This window comes from Bacillus sp. OxB-1 (assembly GCF_000829195.1).
Taxonomy (GTDB): domain Bacteria; phylum Bacillota; class Bacilli; order Bacillales_A; family Planococcaceae; genus Sporosarcina.
Genome location: NZ_AP013294.1, coordinates 390,809 through 414,424 on the forward strand (window position 1 = coordinate 390,809; position 23,616 = coordinate 414,424).

The following is a 23,616-nucleotide window of genomic DNA, read 5'->3' on the forward strand; positions in this document are numbered from 1 at the left end:
GCTGTACACCTTTTCCTTCATTCAGAATGCTACTATTATATCCGGAAATCCATTCCGGTGCCAGGCACTAAAACAAACGTGAAAGTAGAAACTTTCACGTTTGTTTGAACTTACACGATTATTTAAACTAACACGATTGTTCGGGTGCCTGTCACCTTACCGACATTTCGTGGGCGAGCCGGATGATAGAGACGGCCAACTCTGCGTATGTCATTTCTTGATCCGGGTTGAAGTGACCTTTTTCAGCCGGCAGCAAGCCGATGGAGTTTGCCAAGGCGACATATCCTATATTCCCTGCCTGAACTTGGTCAGCATCTTGGAGGTCGAGTTTGTAGATGTCGCTATGTTTAGCTGCCTGTTCGAGTCCAAGTATGCGAATATACCAAACTGCCAGTTCTTCCCGTGTGATTGGCGCATCCACATTGAAACTCGTGTCTTGCTTAATGACGCCCATTCCTACCGCATGTTCAACGACTTGATAGTACGGATGATCCGGATTTATATTCTCAAACGTCTGGCTTCGATCCTCCCGTTCACCATACCAGTCCGCATAGAAATACGTCAGCGAATTCACGATCACCTTCAAGGCTTCCCCCTTCGTAGCAAGGGCATCGCCGTTAAAGGTTTCCCCATCTTTCACCTCGAGAATTTTGGCGTTCAGTAAATAATTCAATTCCTTTTCCGCCCAAGGATGCGTGACGACAATAGTGTTCTCCTCGCCCGTCAAGCTATTCCATTTCCCCGTTTTGGCATCTAGTGTACTGAAGGATTGTCCGTTGAATACAGGAACATAGACGAGGTCATAGTGTTGCGCCTCTGCTTTTTTCGTGTAATTCAGCTGGGCGCTTAGCGCTTTTTCATAGATGGCCTTTGCTTCTTCTTCAGAGATGATTTCATCGATAGCCGGCCATTGGGCCTCTTCTTGATACTGAACGTATAAATTGTTTAAAGAGCTATCCGGATTGATACTTACACTGATTTGATCCCCTATTACCGGAATCCCATTGACCACTCTTGGGAATGAAAAATAATATACGCCCGATTGCTCATCCACATGGGCTTCATCCAAAGGATAGGCATAATGATGCAAATAGGAAGGAGCCCATTCTTTCAAATGTGTAATGGCGGATGCAAGCGCTTCCTTCTCGGACAGCGGCTTCCCTTTCGGCGCTTCCTTGCCAGCCTGCTCCAGCATTTGGTACGACATATCCGAATACTGAATGATTTCGCCCGTATGTTTATTTATTTCCAAAGTGGTTCCATAACCGCCATTTGCAACTTGATACATATAGTGAATGCTGAACACTTGTTGTCCATTATGATTTTTCATTTCTTCAACCGATTGGATTGTCAATTTGACATCATCGGATTTACTTTCCAATAGCTGTTCCGCCAGTTTACGTGCTTCCTCTTTCGTGATGCCCTCTTTTTTGGGCGGGAGCGGTTCAGCCACAATCTTTTCTATTTTCGTTTTCTTCGGAGGCTCTGTTGAGTAGCCGTTCGCCCTTTGCCATTGACCTGTCAAAGCGTGAACGTTACTTGTCTTAGGTTGATAGACGAGCTCAATCGTGCGTTTTCCCGTATCCATATTAATGGAATAATACAAATCGGCGGAGAGATTGTCTTTGATTTTCTGTAAGATTTCCTTCTCGTCTTTCACTTTTTCGACATCCTCGAAAGTGGCCGCCCCTTTGTGAACCGGGTTCTTATAAAACTCCACTACATCCCCATTTCCGAGGACTGTGACTTGCATTTTCTGGTCCGCAATCGGCACTTGATGTTTCGTCCGTGTAAACATAAACGAATAGCGGATAGGCTCCGTCAGTATTCGGTGTGGGTAATACTGTTGAATATCCGTTTCTAATTGGTATGCCTCTTCAGTCGGAATGTGACTCATGAATTCAATTGCTATTTTCCGTGCTTCTTCTTTTGATACCTTTGCGGGAAATAAAGCATCCGCTTCGTTCAGAGGTTGGAAAGAGAAATGTTCAATTTCCAAATCATCTCCAACAAACCCAACACTTCCGTGCAATTGCTTCCCATTGACTGCCTTCGAAAAATAGAGATGATATCGAATTTTTTCATCGTCGGGATACATATGACCGCCGCTCATCTGAAAGTCGTTGCTTGATAGGAAATCGAACTGATTGGGAAACAAGTCACGAAATTTCTGAATCAAATCATTTTTGCTGAACTCAACTTCCGTGGAAGCGACTTCAATTGGCACTTTGGTAGATTGCTCGTCCATATGGGCAGATGCTTGTGCCGCGGATGCGAACAGTCCAAATGATAAAGCGGAGCAGGTGAGTAATGTACTGATTTTCCTTGATTTAGCCAAAACCATCCTCCTAAGTTCGTAGTCTATTCAGTATACTTCATCTTCAATGAATTGTTAATATTGGAATTTCACTCCACCATTAACTAGCCCCTAATCGAATCGTATGATTACGGCCGAGGAAAGATGCCTAGTTGAAAGCATTCAAAGGTATTTGAAGCAAGGCGGTTCCCCTGTGTATTGTTCGTACGCCAAAAAGCCATGGTCGTGCTGCACAATGCAGCCGATTCCCATGGCTTTTTTCTCGAACTTTAAGTAATCACAGTTGTACATACATTCACGTTTATTCAAACAAACAGGATTGTTGGAACAAACACAATTGATCAGGTGACTGTCACCTGGCCGATTCGACCGAGCGATGAATCTCTTGGTCCCTTCCGCCATGCAGAAAATAATACACCAAAATTCCCAGGACAATAACGCCGACCAACGTCAAATACAAACCGCTGTAACCGAAAGCGGGTACCAAGTATCCCAACAAGAAAGGCCCCAAACCCAACCCAAGATCCAGGCAAATGAAATAGGTCGAGTTGGCCAGCCCCATACGGTGCGGTGGGGTAACTTTAATAGCGAGCGCTTGCGTGCACGATTGGAAATTCCCGTACCCCAATCCGATAATGGCGGCAGCGAGTAGGAACATTAAAGTTGTGTCAGCTTGACTCAACACCCACATACCAAGCGCAAATAAAACTAGCGCAGGATACGCCACACTGTTTCCACCCTTTATATCCATTAATTTTCCCGTAAACGGACGGGAAAAGGAAATAATGATGGCGTAGACTAAAAAATAAAAACTTCCGGCCATCACCAAGTTTCGATCATGGGCATAAGCGGTGACAAATGAAAGGATTCCAGAATAAGCGAGAGCCGCTACTAGCATCACAATAGAGATGGGCAAGGCGGTCGGTTCGAAAATATTCCCCCAACGAAAAACCCTTTCTTTCACTTTCCGGCTTGTATTCAATTTTCGGCGACCGGACGGGCAAGGCGATGAGCAAACTGACGATTCCCATTACAAGCGAAAAGACGAAAATACTCGTATAGCCGAATTTATCGATGAGCATCAGTCCGATCAACGGTCCGACAGCTGTCGATAATACTGCACTCAAGCTGAAATAGCCAATGCCTTCCCCGCGCCGGCTTGGTGGAATCACTTGGGCCACGATTGTTCCCGTGGCTGTCGTCGCCAACCCGACACCAACCCCATGCAAAAAGCGCACCGCAATCAAGAAGTATAAATTTCCGGGAATAAAATAAAAGAGCGTAATGATAACAAAAAATACGGTCCCGGAAATCAACATTTTTTTATTTCCCACTTTGGCAATCCGGCTGCCGCCGTACAACCGGCCTACTAAAGAACCGAGGATGAAAATACTGGCGACCAAGCCGGCAGTACTTGCGCTTGCTCCGTATTGTCCAGAGGCGTATGTCGCTATCGTCACTAATAATAGATACATCGATAGCATAAGGACGAAATTTACGATTGAAATGGATATGAAATCCTTTGTCCATAATTTCTCATTCTGCTGCATATACTCTTCCTTTACCGCTCGCAATTTTCTTTGAAATGTTCTGCAATACTTGCGCCACCAGGAGCCGTTCCTCTTCCGATACACCTTCCAATAAGCTTTCCTGATAACGGCTGATCTTGCCCTCCACTTGCCGGCTCACTTCCAGTCCATGCTCCGTCAAATAAAGATTCTTAGTCCGGCGATCACTTCCCGAACGCGCATCCACCAATTGAAGTTCCTCCAACCGTTGAACCATCTTCGTCGTCGTTGGCTTCTCGACATTCCTTTTCTTTGAAAGTCCGCTAATTGTATGCTCCCCTTCATGATAAAGAACCCTCATCATCAACCAAAGCGGCAACGACAAGTGAAACGGAGCCAATTGGGCGTTTAATTCATTCATATAGGGACGATGCAACATTGCATATTCATAAAAAAGCTGCTTATGCGGTTTCAAGTCCTCACTCCATCCATTATTATTAGTTTGTGAAACTAAACAAAAGTATAGTATAGGGAGACATACGAAGCAATCAAGACGGTTGGAAGTTGGGGTTGTCCAGAAAGTGGATTTTCCGGTTAAACACGCAAATAGCAAGGGCTCTGGTCGCTTTCCGCGGGCCAGCCGACGAGCCTCCTCCGGCTTACAGCCGTGCGGGGTCTCGTCGGCCGGCTTTCCCGCAGGAGTCTCCCGGCGCCCTTGCTTTTTGCTGGTATCCAACTCTGTGCCTGGACTTTTCGGACAGTCCCCTTTTAAAATCTCAGCTCGGCCCAGTACCAATTTCTTTCACCTTGAACCCCCTCCTCCTCCCCCAAACTTTTCAAACCATAACGAAAAAACATCCGCCAGAAATCAGTTTGGCGGATGTCTTCCATCTATTACTTATTCATTCGGCTCATCACTGCCCCGATAGCGATGGTACGGCAAGACATTCCACGTCCGGTATTGGAAATCTTCTGCCCGGAGATCTTTTGGAATGTCGTCAAGAATCTGTTTGGCGACTTCCAATTCACGTTGTGATTCTTCCTTGTCTTGGTACATGAACTCGTCGGAAGCAGCCGCAGGAGCCTGCCCCACTTTTTCCTCCAAGTCGGAAATGACCATTTGTTGTTGCTTGCGTAAGGATTCCCGGGCATCACTGATCCAGTCCGGCTGCAGATTGCGATTCGTATCGCCGACATTGCTGTATTCGTCAAAGATATCTTGGTAGACCCGATCAGCGTTAGCCCGCACATCCAAGTTGACCATTTCCAAATCGAGATTCGTTAAATCTTCGACAGTGAGTGGCGTTTTCCGCAGAGCTCCACCGAGTCTCGTTCTCTTTAAATAGAACGGGAACATGCTCTTGATTGTTTTACCGACAGGAGAGATAGCGCTTTCATTCGCATCCAATCCTTTTGGCTGGATTCCTTGAATGGCAATTCGTGCCGACTCCGGACGGACGATTTCCTTTGGCGGCATAATCCCATGTCGCAGCATTTCCCGGATTCCCGTTCCGGAAATATTGATACGGTACCTTTCGTCATGCGGACAGGATTGCGTCGTTGCCGGCGCATCACAGCGGGTACAATAGAAAACTTCATGGAACAGCCGGACATCAATGCCGAGCTCCTCCGGCTTGAATTCATCAAAAATACTATGGCTGGCGTATTTATCATAATAATCGCCGATACCCGCGTGATCCCGGCCAATGAGTGCATGGGTGCAACCGTAATTTTTCATGATCAACGCATGCAGCACCGTCTCCCGGGGACCTGCGAAAATATAAGTTACACGCAACGGCGCTAAAATCGAGCGTCCTTTCGGATAATACGTTTCCAGCACGCTGCGGTACGACAGCATCCGGAACTCATGCCGGGTATACTCGCGCTTCGCCATCTCGACGAGTGGCTGAAGAAGTAAGCCGTCGATTTCCTCCAACGCATTCTTATGGATGTATTCATGCCCCCGGTGCAAAGGATTCGCCCCTGTAATGAATCCGGCAGCTGAACGGAATTTCTTTTCTTCATAAAATGTATGCCATGTATCTTTCGGTTCCAGACGAAGCTTTTCGAACGGTCCCCAGTCGACACGGCGCAGCAAACGGATTGGTCCACCTAATGCAACGTCTCCCATACGGCGATAGATTGCGTCGACGCCCGGATGATTCCGGTCGGTCGTTCCGAATAGATTGGAAGCACGGAAGTCTTTATCATATTTGAAAATATCTTCAATTTGGAGAATCGCAACCGGCTCATTGTTTTCATCTGCCAGGGCTACTTCCTCGCCGACGGACAGTGTCTTAATGATCTCCGCATTGCGGTTTCCGATCGGTGCAAAACTGAGGGGAGCCGGCCAAATCACGCCGTTCACCAAACGGCCTGTTGTCAGGACGGATTTGTAATCGGCTTCATTCATAAACCCTTCGTTCGGTGACAACACGCCGGTCGCAATCATTTCGAGCGTAATGATCGCTTCCATATCGACCATGATGGTCGGCAATTCCTTGGCGCGTAGCATCTCCGCCTCCCGCTCTTCTCCTGTCACTACCTTGTTCACTAATTTGCCTCCATGTGGTTGCTGCGGGTAATCGGAAAACCTGCTTTTCTCTGAAACATTTAACATCTCGTTTCCCCCTCAATCAAAAATTGTTGTACAGCATATCTACAAATGGAAAAACAAACTGCATAATTTGAATGTACCTTTCCAAATAATAAAAGTCAAATACTTCCGAAAACTTAAACTTTTACTTATATTTTTAGTAGGATTTGCTATTGGACGACAGCGGAAATAGATTGAAATATATTGAATTTCCAGTTTTTTGAATATACATCGCAAGTATTTCCTTTATTTTTGTTTTATTACGTTGGCTATTACCGACAAGTCGTTTCTGCTTATGATTCCCTATTCAGCTTTTTACCAAAAGAAAACAACTTTATTTCAACCATAATGTTAAATCGAAAAACCGCGGACCGATTGGCTGTCATCGCCTTTCGGTCCGTGGTGTGAAATCCTTCTTTCCTCGTCGATGCGGTTGGCGAAGAATGGGATTCCTTGAATTATGGTTTTTTTCACAATTTGTTCAATGAAAGCGTTTTGAATATGAACGTATTGTGAATTGATTCACAAAAAGGTTTTTTTCTGAATATAATGCGGTATGATAAGAATCAAGTAAAGCATTTCCTATCAGTCCACGCGAGCATCTCAGTTTATGGCTTTATTGCAAGGCAAAAAACTAAAAGACAGGGGCACGCGTGTTGATTAACCAAGTTGTTCCAATCAAAAAAATATAAAAAAAGAGATGTCTCTTGTAAAATGTAAGTCACCACAACCACATTTACGAAACGAGGCATCTCTCATGAATAAGAATACCACGCTACAGACCTTGGTTCAAAACTTTCTTTCTGAAGAAGAATTACAAACAATCCTTGAAGAGTTCAAGTATGAAGAAAAGGCGCGTAAATGTACGGTTTCCGTACTCCTTTCCTATCTCATTCACTCAGCGGCGAATGAGTGGAAAAGCATGCGGCACGCTGCAGACCTAGGCAATAGCGTCGGATTGACAACTGTTGACCACTCTTCTCTTTCGAAACACATGAAAGCTCTCGATTACGCCATCATGAAGCGGGTCCTGGAAGTGATCATTGGCAAATTAAATCGCGCTGCACGTCGGAAATTGAAGATGCCAAAAAGTCTTCTTTCCATTGATTCGACGACTGTCACAGTCGGAAAAACTCGTTTACCTTGGGCTGTATATCATGGAGAACGGGCAGGGATCAAGTTGCATATTAGTTTCACGAATGACACTGGGATGCCGCTCCGGGTGGTCGAAACAACAGGCTTAAAGCATGATGGACCGATTGGAAAGAAGCTTGAGGACAAGCGGTTTATCCTTGTCGGCGACCGCGCGTATTTTTCGATTGATAAGGTGGATGACTATCGGGATAATGGACAGGATTTCGTGTTCCGCTTGAAAGATAACATTCAACTAAATCGAAAAAAATCGCTTAAAGGCAGTCGGTCCAAAGACTCCAATGTTGTGGCCGATTTCACATGCACCCTCGGAACGCCGCAAAAGCAGACACGTAAACGGCATCGAGTCGTTCAGTTTATGGATTACGAAGGCAAGATAATCAGCGCCATCACAAGTCTGATGAATGTGACTGCCGAAGAAATCGCCGATATGTACAAATCCCGTTGGGCAATCGAATCCTTCTTCCGATGGGTAAAACAAAACCTGAATGTTCCCGTTCTGTTTGGCACAACGGAAAATGCCGTATTTAATCAGCTGTTCGCCGCATTGATTACGTATGTTCTCCTTAAATTCCTGCATTCTGAAGGAGGCAAGGCAGCCTATTGCAAACCCTTATCTTTCGCGGGATTTCAGCGCCTGCTTCTTTGTGATGACCTTCCAATTGAATGGCGACTCGCAATTAAAGACATTTTGGAATGGCAGCAACGATTTTACCTTGGAAGAGTTGGATAATTTTTGGTTAATCAACAGGTCTGAGACAGGGGATCATACCATGTGGGTCATTACCGTATTTAATCAGAAAGACTATCGAATCTTTGAATACACGAACAGAGACGAGGCAAAACAAGCATTGCTGCGTTTTAGCAAGAATGCGGTGCTTTCTTATACGAATTAAAAAACTTCCCCTAACACTTTTGAGTGCTAGGGGAAGTTTTTTGGATTCTGACAAGTGAACGATAATTTTCAACTAAACTCATGAACGATCTTCCGATTTCCTTCAGCAATTTTTATTAAATGATAAAGTAAGGTGTTATAAGGTGTAGGAATATTATATTGATTAGCTTTCTTTATGAATGCCCCGTTTAGATATTCTATTTCTGTTTCTCTTCCATTTTGTAGATCGTGATACATAGAAGAATAATGATGCGAAGACATATTGGGATTAAATACATTTTCAATTACATTCATTACCTGCAACTTATCAAAATCTACGCCTTCCGCTTCAGCAACCAACTCTATCTCACCTAGAACACTTCTAATAACATCCCCAATTATTCCATATGCACCAATTTGTCCAACTGTGCTCGAGGTTAGGGCACAAAGTGGATTTAAGACTGCATTAAAAGCTGCTTTTTCCCAAATACTTTGTATAACATTTCCTGATAGTTCGGCCTTTAACCCTGATTTATTGAATAATTGAATGAGTAATTCTGCTTCTCTTCGTCTTTTTCCTGTAATATGCATTATTTCAATAATTCCTGATCCAGTAGCTTCTACAGTCCCAGGACCATTTAGATTGGCAGCATATGTTGTAATCCCAGCAAATAATTGCTCGACTGGTACCCATTTGGTCAGGGTTTCCACATTTCCAATTCCATTCTGGAGTGTTAGAATTTTCGTCTCTGATGTGATCATCTGCAAACAGCTTTGAATAATACTATCTGTTTGCACTGATTTGCTAAAGATTATTAATAAATCCGCTTTTTCGTTACAATTTTCGGGCAGTTTTGCCGAAATAGGTATAAGGGCTCTTCCTTTATCATCAGTGATAGATAATCCCGTTCGGTTTATTTTATCTACATGTTCTTCCCAATTGTCGACCAGGATTACTTCATTTTCATTAAATAAAGAACTTCCAAATCTGCATCCCATTGCACCGGCCCCGGCAATTATTACTTTCACATTAACCCCTCCTGTCCAGTTCTCAGATCTGCCAAACTAACTGTTAACATTTAAAAACCCCAAAGAGGGAACATTACTACAATGGGAATATATGTAATGATAAACAAAGCGATAATTAAGGCAAGTAACAGCCACCCTGATTCTCGAGCCACGGACATCAGCGGATGTTTCCCAATATTAGATGCAATTAACAATGTAGCTCCAAATGGTGGTGTCGCCATTCCAATCGCTGTATTTACTACCACAATAATTCCAAATAAGACTGGGTCTATCCCAAGGGCAATAATTACTGGCAAGAACATTGGTACTACAATAACCAAGATTGCCATGGTGTCCATAAAAGCACCAAAGAATAATAGAATGATATTGATTAATAATAAAATTATAATTGGATTCTCGGAGAGGGACATTACACTCGTCACTATCATGGTCGGGATATTTTCATATGCCAAAACATATGCAAAGAGAGCCGCATTGGCAACGATGAACATAATGACTGCTGTCGATCTTGCAGAATCCAGAATAATTCCGATGAGGTCTTTTATCTTTAATTCTCGGTAAATAAATAGACCGACAATAACGGCGTAAATGACAGCGACAACCCCTGATTCTGTCGGCGTCACTACCCCTAAAAAGACACCGCCAAGTAATATAACCGGGGTTCCTAGCGCCCATAAAGAACGGCGTAAAGCATTTAGAAACGTTGAAAATTCAAAGGCTTCGTCATTCCCTTTATATCCACGCTTCTTTGAAATCACATAGACAACTATTAAAAGAGACAATCCCACAATTAGGCCAGCCGGAACTCCCACAATATACAAATCCTTGATAGAGGAACCCGACAAACTTCCATAAATTATTAATGACACGCTTGGTGGAATGATAACTCCCATCGGACTTGCATTCGAAACTATAGCTGTTGCAAATCCTCGGTTATATCCTTTTTTTTCCATCGCTGGTATCATTAGCGTGCCAAGTGCAGCTGCGGTAGCGATCGCACTGCCGGAAATAGCTGCAAAAAACATACACCCCAAGATTGTCACTAAAGCTAGACCACCAGTAATTTTACCAACTAACGAATTGGCCAGATCTAATATCCTTTGTGCCAATCCTCCTGTAAGCATTAAGTTTCCAGCCAGTATAAAGAATGGTATGGCCATTAATGCCGAAACATCGGCTCCTGTGAAAAGTCGCTGGACCACAATCATAGGGGTAATATCTGCAAGCAGAACGTAAATAATAGAAGAAAGTCCGATGGTGATCGCCATTGGGACGCCAAGCAAAAATAAAATAATCGTCAAAGCAAAAAACATTACAACCATCAGAACCCCTCCTTCTGTTTAACCTTCTTCTTACCTAATCTCCCTACCAAATGAATGATCGTTAACAATCCCGATAGGGGAATCACCGCATAAATCCAGGCCATGGAAATCCCCATATTTGCGGAACTCTGAGCTTCCACAACTTTCAGAGCGTCCCAACCAAATTTAATTAAAAATAGGCTATAAATAAAGATCATAATCCACTGGATGGGAGCAAACCATTTTCGTAATGTCGGAAACTTATCTTCGAATACTGAAACCGTAATATGACTGTTATCACGTACAGCCGAGGAAGCGCCGATGTATACGAGAGCAATCATCAGAAACCTGGCAAGTTCATCGGACCAGATAATACCTAATTGAAAAAAATAACGTAATACTACTTGCGTTGCCAACACGGCTGTCATTGAGACTAAAAAGATTATAAGAAATACTCGAGATGCTGAATCAATCCAGTAACTAACTCTTTCCAACATACTGCTCCCCCCTTAAAGCTTTCTATCTTAAGCTCAGGCTGCTCTTTTGTAGAAAGGCAGCCTGAAGATAATATAGTTATTGAATCTCTTGAATTTTCTTCAGTAAATTATCACCATGTACCTTATTCCACGCTTCATATGTTTTCTCAAATTTCCCTTCAAACTGGTTACGATCAAAATCGTTGATCTCCATTCCTTTTGCTTTCAACTTCTCCTCGAACTCACTCTCATTATGTTCGTTTAGCTCTGTCATTTCTTGCCCTGCCTCATAAGCAGCTTCCAAAACGGCTTCCTGGATATGTTCAGGCCACTTATCGAATTCCATCTTACTCGCCATGATGAAGCTGAATACAAAGTTTATACCTGTTTTGGATACATAATCTTGGACTTCTGCTACATTTTCGTCATGGATTATATCCATTGTGTTCTCTTGCGCATCTATCGCTTTTTGTTCGAGCGCTGTATAAGCGTCTCCCCAGTTCATACTTTGTGGACTAGCACCTAACTCTTTATAAGCATTTACATAGACAGGACTCTCGATTACCCGAATCGTCATTCCTTTCACATCTTCAGTTGTTTTAAGTGGTTTTTTGGAGTTTGTAATATGCCGGAAACCACGTGCCATGATTCCCATGTTTTTCAAATTGGCGGATTCTGTTAATTCTAAATAATCATCCCTTACATCTGAATCTAGAAATCCTTTCACATGAGTCCAATCGCGGAACAAAAATGGCAAGTCAACTACAGCTGTTTCGGGTGCAAAACCTGAAATGGGAGGTCCATTAATTACCCCGAAATCCAAAGTACCAAACTGCATAGCCTCAAGAAGTTCCCGATCTGTTCCAAGTTGTCTGAACGGGAAAATATCAACTTGGACTTCACCATCGGTTTTTTCTTCTAACAAGTTTTTAAAGAGTACGGCATATTCATGAATATTCGTTGCTTCAGGTGACTGGTGCCCAAGACGCAACTTATAAGTAGCATTACCTGTCTCGGCACTTGTAGCCGAATCATTTACAGCCGTATCAGCTTCCCCTTCCGCAGATGCCGTACTACCGTCGTCTTTTGAATACCCTCCGCATGCTGTTAATACCATTAGTGACATGATTACGAGAAAAGCAAACAACATTTTCTTAGACATAACAACTCCTCCTTTGAAATTATAATTCATTGATGTAAACGTTTTCTCACGGTTTATTATAGATGAATGAGTTTTCAAATTATTGTCTCAATTCTTCTAGATGGAACTTTTGGAATACTTTTTTCGAAAGTAAGTTGAAAATATATAGAATGATAAAAAGGACCATCACATAAGCTATTTGGAAACTCAAACTTATCCATTTTAACTAGATACAAACGGGTGGATTGTCTGTTTAATCGTATCCGCTGACCATTGAAGAGCAAGCTTTTCCTCATTTGTCAATTGCCACTCTGGAATAGAGACGGTACCATTTTGATCAACGACAACCGGGACTCCCATGCTTATTTCGAAAATCCCATATTCTCCATCTAGAATTGCAGACCCTATCGTCTTCATCTTTTCATTGTTTGTAATGCCGTCTACAATTTTTCCAATACCGGCAGCAGTGGCCCAACCTGTAGTTCGGTCAATATTCAGACCATTAAATTCGGTGAACCAATTGCTTACCATTTCTCGAACAGCCTGCTGCACTTGAGAATTTATCGATACTTTTTCATCATTTATTCGAACTTGACTAAAAAGCGGAACTTGGGTTCTTCCATGTTCTCCGATAACAGGGCTAAACACTTTTTCAGCACTATCGATTTTCATGATAGTCCGAATAGAATGTTCAAACCTTCGTGAATCATTCAACGTATAACCAAGCAATTGACTTTTTTTGAATTTAAATTCGCGATACAAAAAATAGTTAAGAGCATCCACTGGATTGGATACCGTCAGTATGAAAGCGCTTTCACAATATCGTTTAATCTGTTTACCGAATTCACGAAATAACGAAATGTTTCCCTCTAAAAATTCGTTTCTCGAAGTAACATCATTTCGATTGGGTACTCCTGCAGTAATTATTATAATTTGTGATTCTGCCAGATCCTTATAATTCCCTTTATAAATCTTTTTTTCAGGATAGGTGTTTTGAAAATCCATAATATGATTAGTGACTAACATATCATTTATATCTAGTAGGCATATTTCTTGCACTTGTTCATTTTGTCCTAGTCGAAAAGCGGTTGCCGAGCCTAATGTGCCTGCGCCGCCAATAATAGATATTTTCATGCTTGACTCCCTTCAACACGGATTGCTAACCTAATTTTCCAGGTTAGCAATCTATCCTCAATTGAGTATCTCTGAATCTTTATATCTAAGAAACGAACGTTTGCCAAACCTCAATCCACCCAGTTCATTTTTAGAATGGAAAATCTCTAAATTTCGTCTGAACAGAAATCCATTTCATCGTTGTATATTCATCAATCATCCATGGATTCCCGAATCTCCCCATCCCACTTGCTTTCGTACCCCCGAAAGGAATATTGGGCGCATCATTTACCGTTTGATCATTGACATGAGTCATTCCCGAATCAATAGCTAATGCATACTTTTCACCTTTTTCCAAGTCACTTGTGAAAATCGCTGAACTTAGCCCATGATCTGTCTCATTTGCCAATTTCACGGCTTCATCATCTGTCTCAGCCCTAATAATTAAAGCGATGGGGCCAAACAGTTCAGATTGTGCTACCTTACTGTCGTTCTTTACATTTGTAATAACGGAAGGTGTCAAGACATTCCCCTCTCGCTTTCCTTCAAGCACCATTGTTGCCCCTTCTTGTTTCGCCAACTCGATAAATCCGATTGCTTTTTGAAGTTGTTGCTCATTAACAAGCGGTCCAATGACCGTATTAGGGTCTTGTGGGTCTCCATAAGCTAAACCTTTCACTTTATCTGTAAATTTCGCTACGAACTCATCATGTATATTTTTGTGAACAATAATGCGATTAATTATCATACAAATTTGACCTTGATGAATGAACTTGCCAAAAACGGCTGCATTTACTGCTTGGTCAATATCTGCATCGGATAATACAACGAACGGGCTATTCCCGCCTAATTCAAGTGAAACTCTTTTAAAGTTTTTACCTGCAATCGAACCGATATGACGACCAACTGCTGTTGAACCTGTAAAGCTGATCGAACGAGGAATTGGATTTGTTAACATCTCATCTCCAATCTCTTCAATATCGGTCAACAACATATTAAATACCCCTGCTGGAAGACCGGCATACTCAAATGCTTTTGCCAGGATGACTCCTCCTACAAGCCCCACTTGAATATCCGGCTTATGAACAACCGCGTTTCCAAGCGCAATAGCAGGTATTATGGAGCGCATAGATAAATTGACCGGAAAATTAAATGGTGAAATGGAAGAAATTACACCTAACGGCAATCGATAAATTTTATTCACTTTTCCTTTAGGCCCACCAGGGACTTCATTCACTTTTCCAAGTTGATCTGTATAATTTAATGCTTCAACTAAGACTGCCATCGCAAGGCCATGTTCAATGTTTGCTTTTAGAAGCGTACCACCAGTCTCTCGGCTAATCAGCTGCACGATTTCCTCACGATGTTCTGTCAAGTACTCTGCGGTTTTTTTAATTACTTGGTTACGCTCTTCAACAGAAGATTTTGCCCACTTCTTTTGCGCTTCCGCTGCCTTTTCAAAAGCTCCGACGGTTTGTTCTTTCGAAGCTAACTTTATTTCAGCAATGATTGATCGGTCATAGGGATTTAGATCTTTGTAAATCCGATTACTCTCCCCCTCAACCCATTCCCCGTTCAGATAGCTTTTCCCTTCGACTACTTCCCCGTTCAGATAGCTTTTCGTAATTGTCTCAGACTGTTGCATGCTCTTTCCCCGCCTTCATATTATTTTCTTCTTGAATCGATGGTAAGTAGACATCAACTACCGCAGAACGACCTGATTTTACAACTGCAAAAGCTTCTCTTAACACCTCTTTCACTTCCGCAGAATTCTCTACTTTTCTTGCGTAAGCGCCTCCTGCCGCTTCTGCCACTTTTGATAAGTTTGCATGTGGAGTGAAATCTACATAAAACTCATTCTCTTCATTTGCCACTCCTTCTGGATGGACACCAAGTGTTGATAGTTTTGGCGACTTCCACCCTCTATTATTGTAAATAACCGTTAAAAATGGAGCATTATATTTTCTAGATAACCAGTGGACACTTGATGGAACACTGAACATAAAAGAACCGTCTCCAGTAATACACACAACTGTATTGGAAGGATCTGCAAGTTTCGCCCCAACGGCCGCACCCCCGTTCCAACCAAGTCCACCGGCACCACTCCCTAGAATCGAACCTGGGACTGTTCTTTTCAAATGCGTGTAAGAGGTTTGGTAATTGGAGATTCCCTCATTTACAATAATCGTATTTTCATCACATAACTCACGGATACATGCCGTAACATATTCCGCTGTGATCCTATCTTCTAAGTACTCTTCTTTTTGCTTCCATTTGGTACGTTGCTTGTTATGGTATGCTTCTATCTTCTCCCGGCGTTTAACCAATTCAGCCTTCGGGATGTCTACTGTTGCAATCTTTGCATTGATTTGCTGAAGTGCAGTTTCTGCATCAGCTTCAAAGAAACGTTTGGAAGGAATATACCATAGCGGCATGCCTTCTTTCAGAGGATCTTCATCAATATAGTAGACAATACAGTCTTCAGAAGGCTTATTAAACAACGGAATCCAAGGCACGTCGCTGTCAATAACGACAATGAGATCTGCTTCCTCAATCAAGTCATTTTGTTCTGGGCCGTTCCACTGATACCCGCAATGAAGTTTGTTCGTAGATGGGAAATTCATATGGTTAGGGACAGATTCTATAACTGGAATGGCAAATGCTTCACAAAACTTCACCAATTCCCCCACTGCTGCTTTATTTTTTCCTAGATATGATGTAATAACGAGTGGATTTCTTGCTTTTTGTAAGTCGCTTATCAGTAGATCAAGTTCTTTGGGTGCTATGGCCGGTGCAGAGATTGGTTGCCATTGTTCAGTATTAATCTCAACTCTGGTTGTTGTCTCTTCCATCACTTCCCGTGCTCCCATTAAATAGACAGGACCTTTTGGGCTGCTATTGGCGATTTGTAATGCACGATGAACCAACTGCTTCACATTTGCCCCCGTACGAATTTCGTTGTCATACTTCATGTAACCCCTTACAATCCCTCGTTGATCCGGAACGTCCTGAATCCAATGAATGAACTCGTTGCGACTTCCCAATAATTCCCCCTCTTGTGTAAATGGTGAACTTCCCGCAAAGATGAGAACAGGCACCCTTCCCTTCCAAGCATTATGAAGGCCCGCGCCCAAATTTTGAGTCCCGCATTCTACATGAACAAAAACAGCTTGTGGCTTTCCGCTTACTTGTGCATAAGCATGAGCGGCGCTTAGCGCCACCATTTCATGTGGAACAGTGATAACTTTCGGAAGCTCTATCCCTTCACGCTTTGCTATAGCCAAGGCTTCAATAATTCCGGGATGATCACTTCCAAAGTTAGAAAATAAGTAGGTGACTCCAGCTTCTTGCAAGGCTTCTAAGAAAGCCATGCTTGTTGTGTAATTGGTTTCCATTAATTATCACTCTTTTCTCACTAGGATTCATACTACTCTGAACCTTTAAAAGTATTTGAATTAATCGCTAGGATGAATTGTATATCACTATTTTTAATAGTACAATACTATTATGTCTATATATATAATAGAAAAAAACTATGATTAAAGGAGTCTTAAATGGATATTCGCCTTTTGCATTACTTCCAGATTACTAGTGAGGAACTTCATTTCACTAGGGCTGCTGAAAGATTAGGTATAAGCCAACCCACCCTAAGTCAACAGATCCGCTTACTTGAGGGTCGATTAGACACCACTCTATTTTATCGAATTGGTAAAAAAATTGAATTGACGCCTGCGGGTGTTATACTGCTGGAGCATGCAAACCGGATTTTTTTAGAGATTGATCGTGCGAATGAAAAAATTGAGGAGTTAAATGGATTGAATCGCGGGCAACTAAGAATCGGTTCGTCTGGCAATCACCTTCTTTATGCTCCCCTTCTATCCTTCCATGAAAAATATCCAAAGATTAAACTATCAGTTTATGATCTCACTTCTGAGGAAATTGTTCAGAGGATTCATAGTTCAGAATTGGATATTGGAGCGGTCATTTTACCCGTGCATCATGAGCAGTTACAAACTATCCCATTGTTCTCCTCAAGACTTTCTGTTGCTGTCTCATATTTTCATCCGTTTGCTGATAGGGATAGTATTAATATGCACGAATTGCAATTACACCCTATATTTTTATTACCTGAACATTATTTGATACGGCAAACAATTGATAAGCATTGTTTTGAATTAGGCTTTACATTGAATCCTATTGTTGAACTATCAGATATTTACTCATTAGTCAGAATGACATTACTACATAATGGAATCACTATAATACCCGAAATCTATGCAAAGGATGTCGCCGATCTTCCAATTAAACTGCTGAGCATTGCGGACTCACTGCCAATGAATGAAATAGGTCTTATTTATCGGAAAGGTAATTTTACTTCATTAGCAGTCCAAGCGTTTATTGACCATTTAACAAATCATTATAATGTGAATAAATAGAGCATCTATCTACAGAACTGCATTAGCTTTTTCTTTTTCATTTTCAGCCTCCCCTCACCTTTAAGCTCACATTTTGATATACATCTTCGTGTATCCTCTTGGCATTAGGGTAAGGATATAATCAGGACGACTCGTACTTAAAGGAGGCGGTAAGTTGAAAAAGCTATGGAATTCTTACTTGCATACTTCTCTGATCGTCAAAATTACAGTTGCCCTTGTTCTCGGGATCTTGGCGGGCTTTGTTATGGGTGAGCAGGCTTCGGTATTGGCGCCGTTCGGTGATTTGCTGATTCGCTTGCTGACATTTCTCATCATCCCACTCATTCTGTTCACGCTCATTGTCGGGATCAATCAGACGAATATCGGAAACTTGGGACGGATGGGCGGCAAGGTATTCACTTATTACACATTGAGCTCAGCGATCGCTATTGTCGTTGGCCTTCTCATAGCAAGCCTATTTCATCCGGGGACGGGGATGCAGCTGGAAGGCACGGAGCAAGTTGATGTCCCGGAGCATCCCGATGTAATCAGCGTCTTGCTTAACATTGTGCCGTCGAATATCTTTTCCGCTTTTACGGAGCTCAATCTGCTCGGCATCATCTTCACAGCGCTGGCTTTCGGAATTGCCATTTCCGCCATGCGGTCTTCCGAGCCATTCAAGGAGCTCGGGGAAAGTTTATTCACAACTGTTACGGCGTTGAATGAAGCGTCTTTACTCATTTTAAAAGCGATTTTACAATACGTGCCGATTGGCATCTTCGCCATTATGGCAAAGACGGTCGGAAGCCAAGGGTTGGATACGCTCGCCTCCCTCGGTGGGATGATCGGGGTTTTTTACCTCGCCTTGATTGCCCATTTTCTGTTGTATATCGTTCTTATGCTGCTGTTCGGCGTCAAGCTTGGCCCGTTTTTCAAATACGGACGCACGCCGATTGTCACCGCCTTTGTCACCCAGAGCAGTGCAGGGACGTTGCCTTTGTCGTTGAACGCGGCGGAACAGATGAAAATTCCCAACAGTCTCTATAGTTTCAGTCTGCCGCTCGGAGCGACCATCAATATGGACGGGGCCGCCATCCGGATTGCGGTTTCTGCCGTGTTTGCCGCGAATATCGCCGGCACCCCGCTAAGTTTCACGGATATGCTGATGGTCGTGCTCGTCGGAACGCTCGCCTCAATCGGAACGGCGGGAGTCCCGGGAGCAGGAATCATCATGATCGCCACCGTGTTCGCCCAACTTGGACTGCCTATGGAAGCCGTCGCTTTATTGACCGCGATTGACGCATTGATCGGCATGGGCGCCACTGCTTTGAATGTGACCGGTGATTTGGTCGGAACGAGTCTCATTGATCAACATGAAAAAAGACGTGCCCTGAAGAAAGAGAAAAAGGCAATCCGGTAATTGGACGGATTGCCTTTTATCTTTCCGGTTCCCTCCCTGCCTCTTGTATCGCAGCCACTTCCCTTTCCAACAGAGACTTCATTTCATCGGAAACTATTGCATAGTTGTTGATGATTCCGGATTCCGGCGTATAAGTCAAACGGATTGTCGTGCTGTCCTTTAAACGGATTTGAAAAAACAAGCGGGTTTGCGCATTCTGATCACGCAGAGAAGAGTCATATGGCAAGGCAAGGAGTTCTGTAATCAATTCCTTCGTTGAAGTCTGGGACAATTGTCCAAGTTCAGACCTATCCTTATTGCTAAGCAAGGCAATACTATCTACGTGATTTTCAATATCCAGAAAGTCACCGATTGTCTGTGCCGAGGTAGGTTCCTTAACTTCGTATATGTCGCCGTCTGCCAAAAGCCGGAATGCCGGACTGTAGCCTTCCAGTTCATACACGCTCGTTCCAATAGGCAAATAGGCGGCATCACCATTTTCCAGCATATGTCCGGCATCTGCGTGCTCATCTAGCATGAATTGCACTTCCCCAAGCTTTTTGCCTGGGGTCCATTGCCTCTCCAGTGAGGCGGCTTGCCGATTCTTCTCATACATGGCCCCTTCCCATTGGATGAAATCAACCCAGTCAATTGTGGACTTTGGGGAGGAATCTTGAATTAAACCAGTTTGAGTATCGTTCTGTGTACACCCCGCAACAAATAACATTGCAATGAAAATCCATTTCCTCAATCTTCATCCCTCCTTTTCATATAGTAGACCTCCGCAAATTCAAATAGTTACATCATCTTTCACTCTCCCGTTCTCTCAAAGAAGTAATGATCTATGGAACAGAGCATGTGATCCAATCTATGGAAACGATAATTGGAAAGACTATTCACCGGCATATAAAAAGTAGAGAAGGAATCCCGTTGATTCCATTCTCTACTTTTTTGATTACTGGATTTTCTCCCCAATTGCCTTGTTTATTCCTTCCCCTTACTTTTTCGAATCAATGCCTGCTCGATCAGGATTGCGACGATTGTCCCGACAATCAATCCGTTGGAAAGCGTAGCCGCCAGGACTGCGGGCAGATCCGAGAAGCTGGCAGCCGGGACGAACATCATACCGACTCCGACCATGAGGCCGAATGCAACCGCTTTTCGAGCCCTCTTCTTCTCGGGATCTGCATCGAGTTCTTCGAAAGCTATCGAGACCATTTTCGTGAATATGGCAAATGTCACGGCATAGGCAACGGGCGCCGGCAATGCAGCAAATCCGGACATGATGCTCGGAAAGAATGTGATCAGGATGACAAGGATGCTGCCGATCAGGAACGGAAGCCGGGACGCCATTCGCGTCGTGCCGACAAAGCCGGCCGCCCCCGAGATGGGAACCGGACCGATAGCAGAAAACAGACCCGCGAGGAGATGGCTGATGCCCGAGATGAATGAGCCCTGCCGTACCCGATCGGACGGTTGTATGGAAAAGGAATGCTTCAGCGTATGTTCCATGACACGGACAGAAGCAAGGAGATTGGCAATCAACAGAATCGTGATGAACAGCGCTGTGACGAAAACGCCACCGTCCCAGACAGGCGGGCCGAAAACAAATACGCCAGGTAGTTGAATGACCGGTTTCGGCCCTTGGACGAGCGAAGGGGCTTTGCCGATCAATAAGAAGATTCCCCATCCGAGCAAGATAGATAAGAGGACCGCATATTTCGAAATCCACGGCCGTTTATTCCCCATAGTGAGAAAAGTGATGAAGAGAACAACCAAACTGCCGACCACAATGACCAAGTCGAGGCGGTCCTCCATCGTTTCGACCCCAAGCATCCCTTTCAAAAAGGTCCCGCTTAATTGCAAGACGAGCAGCAGTAAATACGTAAACGTGATGGCAGGTGTGAATAACCGCTTCATCTTTTCAACAAGCCCAGTAGCCGCGCATAGGATGAACAGGACGCCGCTATACAGCATTCCGCTTTGCAAAGCTTGCAGAGCTTCCGTCGTTGTGTTGTAAAAGACGCCGACCATTCCCGCGTAGACGACAAAGATGCCCCACCATAGTCCGGCGGGCCCTTCATTGATCGGCAACCGATGGCCGATCAGCACTTGAAGGAGACCCGCGATGCCGAGGACCAGGATTGTCCGTTGTATGAAAAGCGACGTATCGGTCAAATCCATGCCGAAAATATGCGCGATGGCAATCGGGGCCGCAATGGACGATGCAATCAGGAAGATGGCCCACTGCATGCCTCCAGCAAGTTGTTTCATGGGTACATTCCTCCGCTGTACGGTTTCACTTTTTATAGGCTTCCAGTATACCACGCACTTGGCGATGGGATGGAACAGCCGCTTGCAGGAACTGGTGCGGGGAGATTCCGGATTCCCTTGAGCTTGATTTCGTTTATATTCCGGAACGGCTCTATCGCACTTATGGACGGATTGCTTGCACCCCGCTTTCCTTGCACCCGCGAAGGGATTGCTTGCACTTGGACGCCTATTGCTTGCACACATTCATTTGACTCGTTCAATCGATTGCGCGGAAGTCGGGGTTGCTTGCACTCCGGACCGCTTTCCTTGCACCCGCAGATGGATTGCTTGCACTCGGACGCCTATTGCTTGCACACGTTCATTTGATTGCGCGGAAGCCAGGTTTGCTTGCACCCCGGACCGCTTTCCTTGCACCCGCAGATGGATTGCTTGCACTCGGACGCCTATTGCTTGCACACGTTCATTTGATTGCGCGGAAGCCAGGTTTGCTTGCACCCCGGACCGCTTTCCTTGCACCCGCAAAGGGATTGCTTGCACTTGGACGCCTGTTACTTGCACTCGGACGCCTATTGCTTGCACTCTAGGATGTTCTACTTGCAACTTGTGGTTTTCCCCATTTACTTTCTTCCTCAGAAAAGGAGTCACGTGATGATTGACGAATTATATTCTTGAACGCAACAACTACCCACACGATAGACGTTAGGTTACAAATTGAAAAAGGTTGTGATTGTATGGAATGGCTTTTCAACGGATTGCGTTGGCTGCATATTCTGAGCGGGTTTCTAGCCCTCTCCGTGTTTTGGCTGCCTATCATTACGAAAAAAGGAGGAAAAGCGCATACCCGGATCGGTTGGATCTATGTATGGGCAATGGCGAGTGTTTCGGTGACTGCCTTTAGCATGGGGATTTACCGTCTTACATGGGACGCGGGCCCGGATGCGGATGCCATCCCGTTTTCATGGTTCTTGATCTTCATCGCGATTTTAAGTTCCGCAACCGCTTGGTATGGCGTTCGCGTCCTTCGACAGAAACGTCGGAAAGAAGCCCATCGGCACATCGTGGATCTGTTCTTCCCTACTTTATTGGCAGGGGCAGGCGTCGGGATTTCGATTTACGGCTGGATCATTGACTTCCCGTTACTGCAATATTTTCCGCTGCTCGGCATCTTCCTGGGCGGCTCCCAGTTGGTGTATTGGCTAAAAGTGCCGAAGACGAAATCCCACTGGATGGTGGAGCATATTGTCGGAATGTTGTCCTGCTGCATAGCTACCGTGACGGCGTTCACTGTTTTCGGAGCGCCGCGCCTACTCCGGATTGACGCCGTCAGCTTGATTGTCTGGTTTCTCCCGACAATTGTGCTCGTCCCTCTCATCATCGGCTTTTCCAACAAGTATCGGAAACTGATGGATGGGGGTAGGAAACTGGCCTGAAGAAGGTGGCACAGAAATAAGAATCCCAAGGTCCTCCTGCCACATAATAAAACCCTTTCCATGTCCAACTGCTGATACGGAAAGGGATCATCTTCTTCATGTCAGAAAAATCGGGGGCACTTGGCATGGTTTGATCTCAATCTTCCGCCAGACATCCCCGAGTACATATGGTTCCGCTTTTAGCCATCGATCCAACTCTTCACGGGATGGATACTCCACCACCATCATGGAACCGATCATCTTGCCATCGTCATCGAGCAAGGCCGCTCCGTATAAATGCTCTCCTGCTTCTGCACGTTGGGTGACCGATTGCAAATGCTGCTCCCGCGCCTGCAATCTGCGACTTAGCGCTTCGTCGTCCGTGCCATCATACGCCATTACAATGAACTGCATACTTTCTACCCCCTTAATATAATAGGCTCAACGCTTTTTCTGTAGTGGCAATACAGCCCACTTCTCCATACTTCCACCACGTGCCGCCGAACTAGCAATGGACAACGCTCGCCGTACACAAGCCTTTTCGATACCCTTTTGACTTCCATTATAGCGGAATGGGTGGCAGTATTGAAAGAACCCATATCAGATTATCGG

The 23,616-nt window shown here is 44.1% G+C and carries 20 protein-coding genes; 5 read left to right on the plus strand and 15 right to left on the minus strand.

The window, feature by feature from the left end:
* Positions 1-151: 151 nt before the first annotated feature.
* The 5 genes from OXB_RS02085 to OXB_RS02100 all read right to left on the minus strand — a co-directional run bounded on the left by OXB_RS02085 (position 152) and on the right by OXB_RS02100 (position 6,445).
* Positions 152-2,338, minus strand: coding sequence for a YcdB/YcdC domain-containing protein (locus OXB_RS02085; protein ID WP_052483831.1), 2,187 nt, complete (start codon positions 2,336-2,338; stop codon positions 152-154).
* 331 nt (positions 2,339-2,669) lie between these two features.
* Positions 2,670-3,215: an MFS transporter gene (locus tag OXB_RS19345; protein ID WP_442852894.1), complete on the minus strand. Its 546-nt coding sequence runs from the start codon at positions 3,213-3,215 to the stop codon at positions 2,670-2,672.
* Complete coding sequence (locus OXB_RS19350; RefSeq protein ID WP_331711236.1) at positions 3,154-3,867, minus strand: MFS transporter; 714 nt, start codon at positions 3,865-3,867, stop codon at positions 3,154-3,156. The genes OXB_RS19345 and OXB_RS19350 overlap by 62 nt, the downstream gene beginning before the upstream one ends.
* On the minus strand, positions 3,854-4,300 hold the full coding sequence (locus tag OXB_RS02095) for a MarR family winged helix-turn-helix transcriptional regulator (protein WP_041071522.1): 447 nt from the start codon (positions 4,298-4,300) through the stop codon (positions 3,854-3,856). Before OXB_RS02095 ends, OXB_RS19350 begins: the two co-directional genes overlap by 14 nt.
* Before the next feature lie 423 nt (positions 4,301-4,723).
* A complete protein-coding gene (locus OXB_RS02100) occupies positions 4,724-6,445 on the minus strand; it encodes a sulfate adenylyltransferase (RefSeq protein ID WP_041071528.1) in 1,722 nt (573 codons plus the stop codon).
* Positions 6,446-7,178: 733 nt separating this feature from the next.
* Here OXB_RS02100 and OXB_RS02105 point away from each other — a divergent pair.
* Complete coding sequence (locus OXB_RS02105; protein ID WP_041071529.1) at positions 7,179-8,306, plus strand: IS4 family transposase; 1,128 nt, start codon at positions 7,179-7,181, stop codon at positions 8,304-8,306.
* A 231-nt stretch (positions 8,307-8,537) separates the two neighbouring features.
* On the opposite strand, the gene OXB_RS02110 is transcribed toward OXB_RS02105, so the two are convergent.
* From OXB_RS02110 to OXB_RS02140, 7 genes are all read right to left on the minus strand, one after another.
* Positions 8,538-9,476, minus strand: a complete 939-nt coding sequence (locus OXB_RS02110) for a ketopantoate reductase family protein (protein ID WP_041071530.1) — start codon at positions 9,474-9,476, stop codon at positions 8,538-8,540.
* A gap of 50 nt (positions 9,477-9,526) precedes the next feature.
* Positions 9,527-10,798: a TRAP transporter large permease gene (locus tag OXB_RS02115; RefSeq protein ID WP_041071531.1), complete on the minus strand. Its 1,272-nt coding sequence runs from the start codon at positions 10,796-10,798 to the stop codon at positions 9,527-9,529.
* Positions 10,798-11,274 (minus strand): TRAP transporter small permease, encoded by a 477-nt coding sequence (locus OXB_RS02120; RefSeq protein WP_041071533.1) that lies wholly within the window; start codon positions 11,272-11,274, stop codon positions 10,798-10,800. The genes OXB_RS02115 and OXB_RS02120 overlap by 1 nt, the downstream gene beginning before the upstream one ends.
* Before the next feature lie 76 nt (positions 11,275-11,350).
* Complete coding sequence (locus tag OXB_RS02125; RefSeq protein WP_052483832.1) at positions 11,351-12,415, minus strand: TRAP transporter substrate-binding protein; 1,065 nt, start codon at positions 12,413-12,415, stop codon at positions 11,351-11,353.
* 201 nt (positions 12,416-12,616) lie between these two features.
* Complete coding sequence (locus OXB_RS02130; protein WP_041071535.1) at positions 12,617-13,528, minus strand: malate dehydrogenase; 912 nt, start codon at positions 13,526-13,528, stop codon at positions 12,617-12,619.
* Positions 13,529-13,658: 130 nt separating this feature from the next.
* Complete coding sequence (locus OXB_RS02135) at positions 13,659-15,152, minus strand: aldehyde dehydrogenase family protein (RefSeq protein ID WP_052483833.1); 1,494 nt, start codon at positions 15,150-15,152, stop codon at positions 13,659-13,661.
* Positions 15,139-16,902 (minus strand): thiamine pyrophosphate-requiring protein, encoded by a 1,764-nt coding sequence (locus OXB_RS02140; RefSeq protein WP_041071537.1) that lies wholly within the window; start codon positions 16,900-16,902, stop codon positions 15,139-15,141. The genes OXB_RS02135 and OXB_RS02140 overlap by 14 nt, the downstream gene beginning before the upstream one ends.
* A gap of 159 nt (positions 16,903-17,061) precedes the next feature.
* Here OXB_RS02140 and OXB_RS02145 point away from each other — a divergent pair, with 159 nt between their 5' ends.
* Positions 17,062-17,943 (plus strand): LysR family transcriptional regulator, encoded by an 882-nt coding sequence (locus OXB_RS02145; RefSeq protein WP_041071538.1) that lies wholly within the window; start codon positions 17,062-17,064, stop codon positions 17,941-17,943.
* A 154-nt stretch (positions 17,944-18,097) separates the two neighbouring features.
* Positions 18,098-19,342 carry a dicarboxylate/amino acid:cation symporter gene (locus tag OXB_RS02150; RefSeq protein ID WP_041071539.1) on the plus strand — a complete coding sequence of 415 codons (1,245 nt, stop codon included), beginning with the start codon at positions 18,098-18,100 and terminating at the stop codon, positions 19,340-19,342.
* 16 nt (positions 19,343-19,358) lie between these two features.
* On the opposite strand, the gene OXB_RS02155 is transcribed toward OXB_RS02150, so the two are convergent.
* Both OXB_RS02155 and OXB_RS02160 read right to left on the minus strand, forming a co-directional pair.
* Complete coding sequence (locus tag OXB_RS02155; protein WP_041071540.1) at positions 19,359-20,072, minus strand: hypothetical protein; 714 nt, start codon at positions 20,070-20,072, stop codon at positions 19,359-19,361.
* 233 nt (positions 20,073-20,305) lie between these two features.
* The gene (locus tag OXB_RS02160; protein WP_041071541.1) at positions 20,306-21,595 is read right to left on the minus strand and encodes a purine/pyrimidine permease; all 1,290 of its coding nucleotides are present in this window, start codon (positions 21,593-21,595) and stop codon (positions 20,306-20,308) included.
* A gap of 281 nt (positions 21,596-21,876) precedes the next feature.
* On the opposite strand from OXB_RS02160, the gene OXB_RS18575 reads away from it, so the two are divergent.
* Both OXB_RS18575 and OXB_RS02170 read left to right on the plus strand, forming a co-directional pair.
* Positions 21,877-22,179: a hypothetical protein gene (locus OXB_RS18575; protein WP_144399633.1), complete on the plus strand. Its 303-nt coding sequence runs from the start codon at positions 21,877-21,879 to the stop codon at positions 22,177-22,179.
* A gap of 147 nt (positions 22,180-22,326) precedes the next feature.
* The gene (locus OXB_RS02170; protein WP_041071543.1) at positions 22,327-23,025 is read left to right on the plus strand and encodes a membrane protein; all 699 of its coding nucleotides are present in this window, start codon (positions 22,327-22,329) and stop codon (positions 23,023-23,025) included.
* Positions 23,026-23,121: 96 nt separating this feature from the next.
* Here the strand turns inward: OXB_RS02170 and OXB_RS02175 are convergent, their stop codons facing one another.
* Positions 23,122-23,418: a YciI family protein gene (locus OXB_RS02175; RefSeq protein ID WP_041071544.1), complete on the minus strand. Its 297-nt coding sequence runs from the start codon at positions 23,416-23,418 to the stop codon at positions 23,122-23,124.
* Between the last annotated feature and the right edge of the window lie 198 nt (positions 23,419-23,616).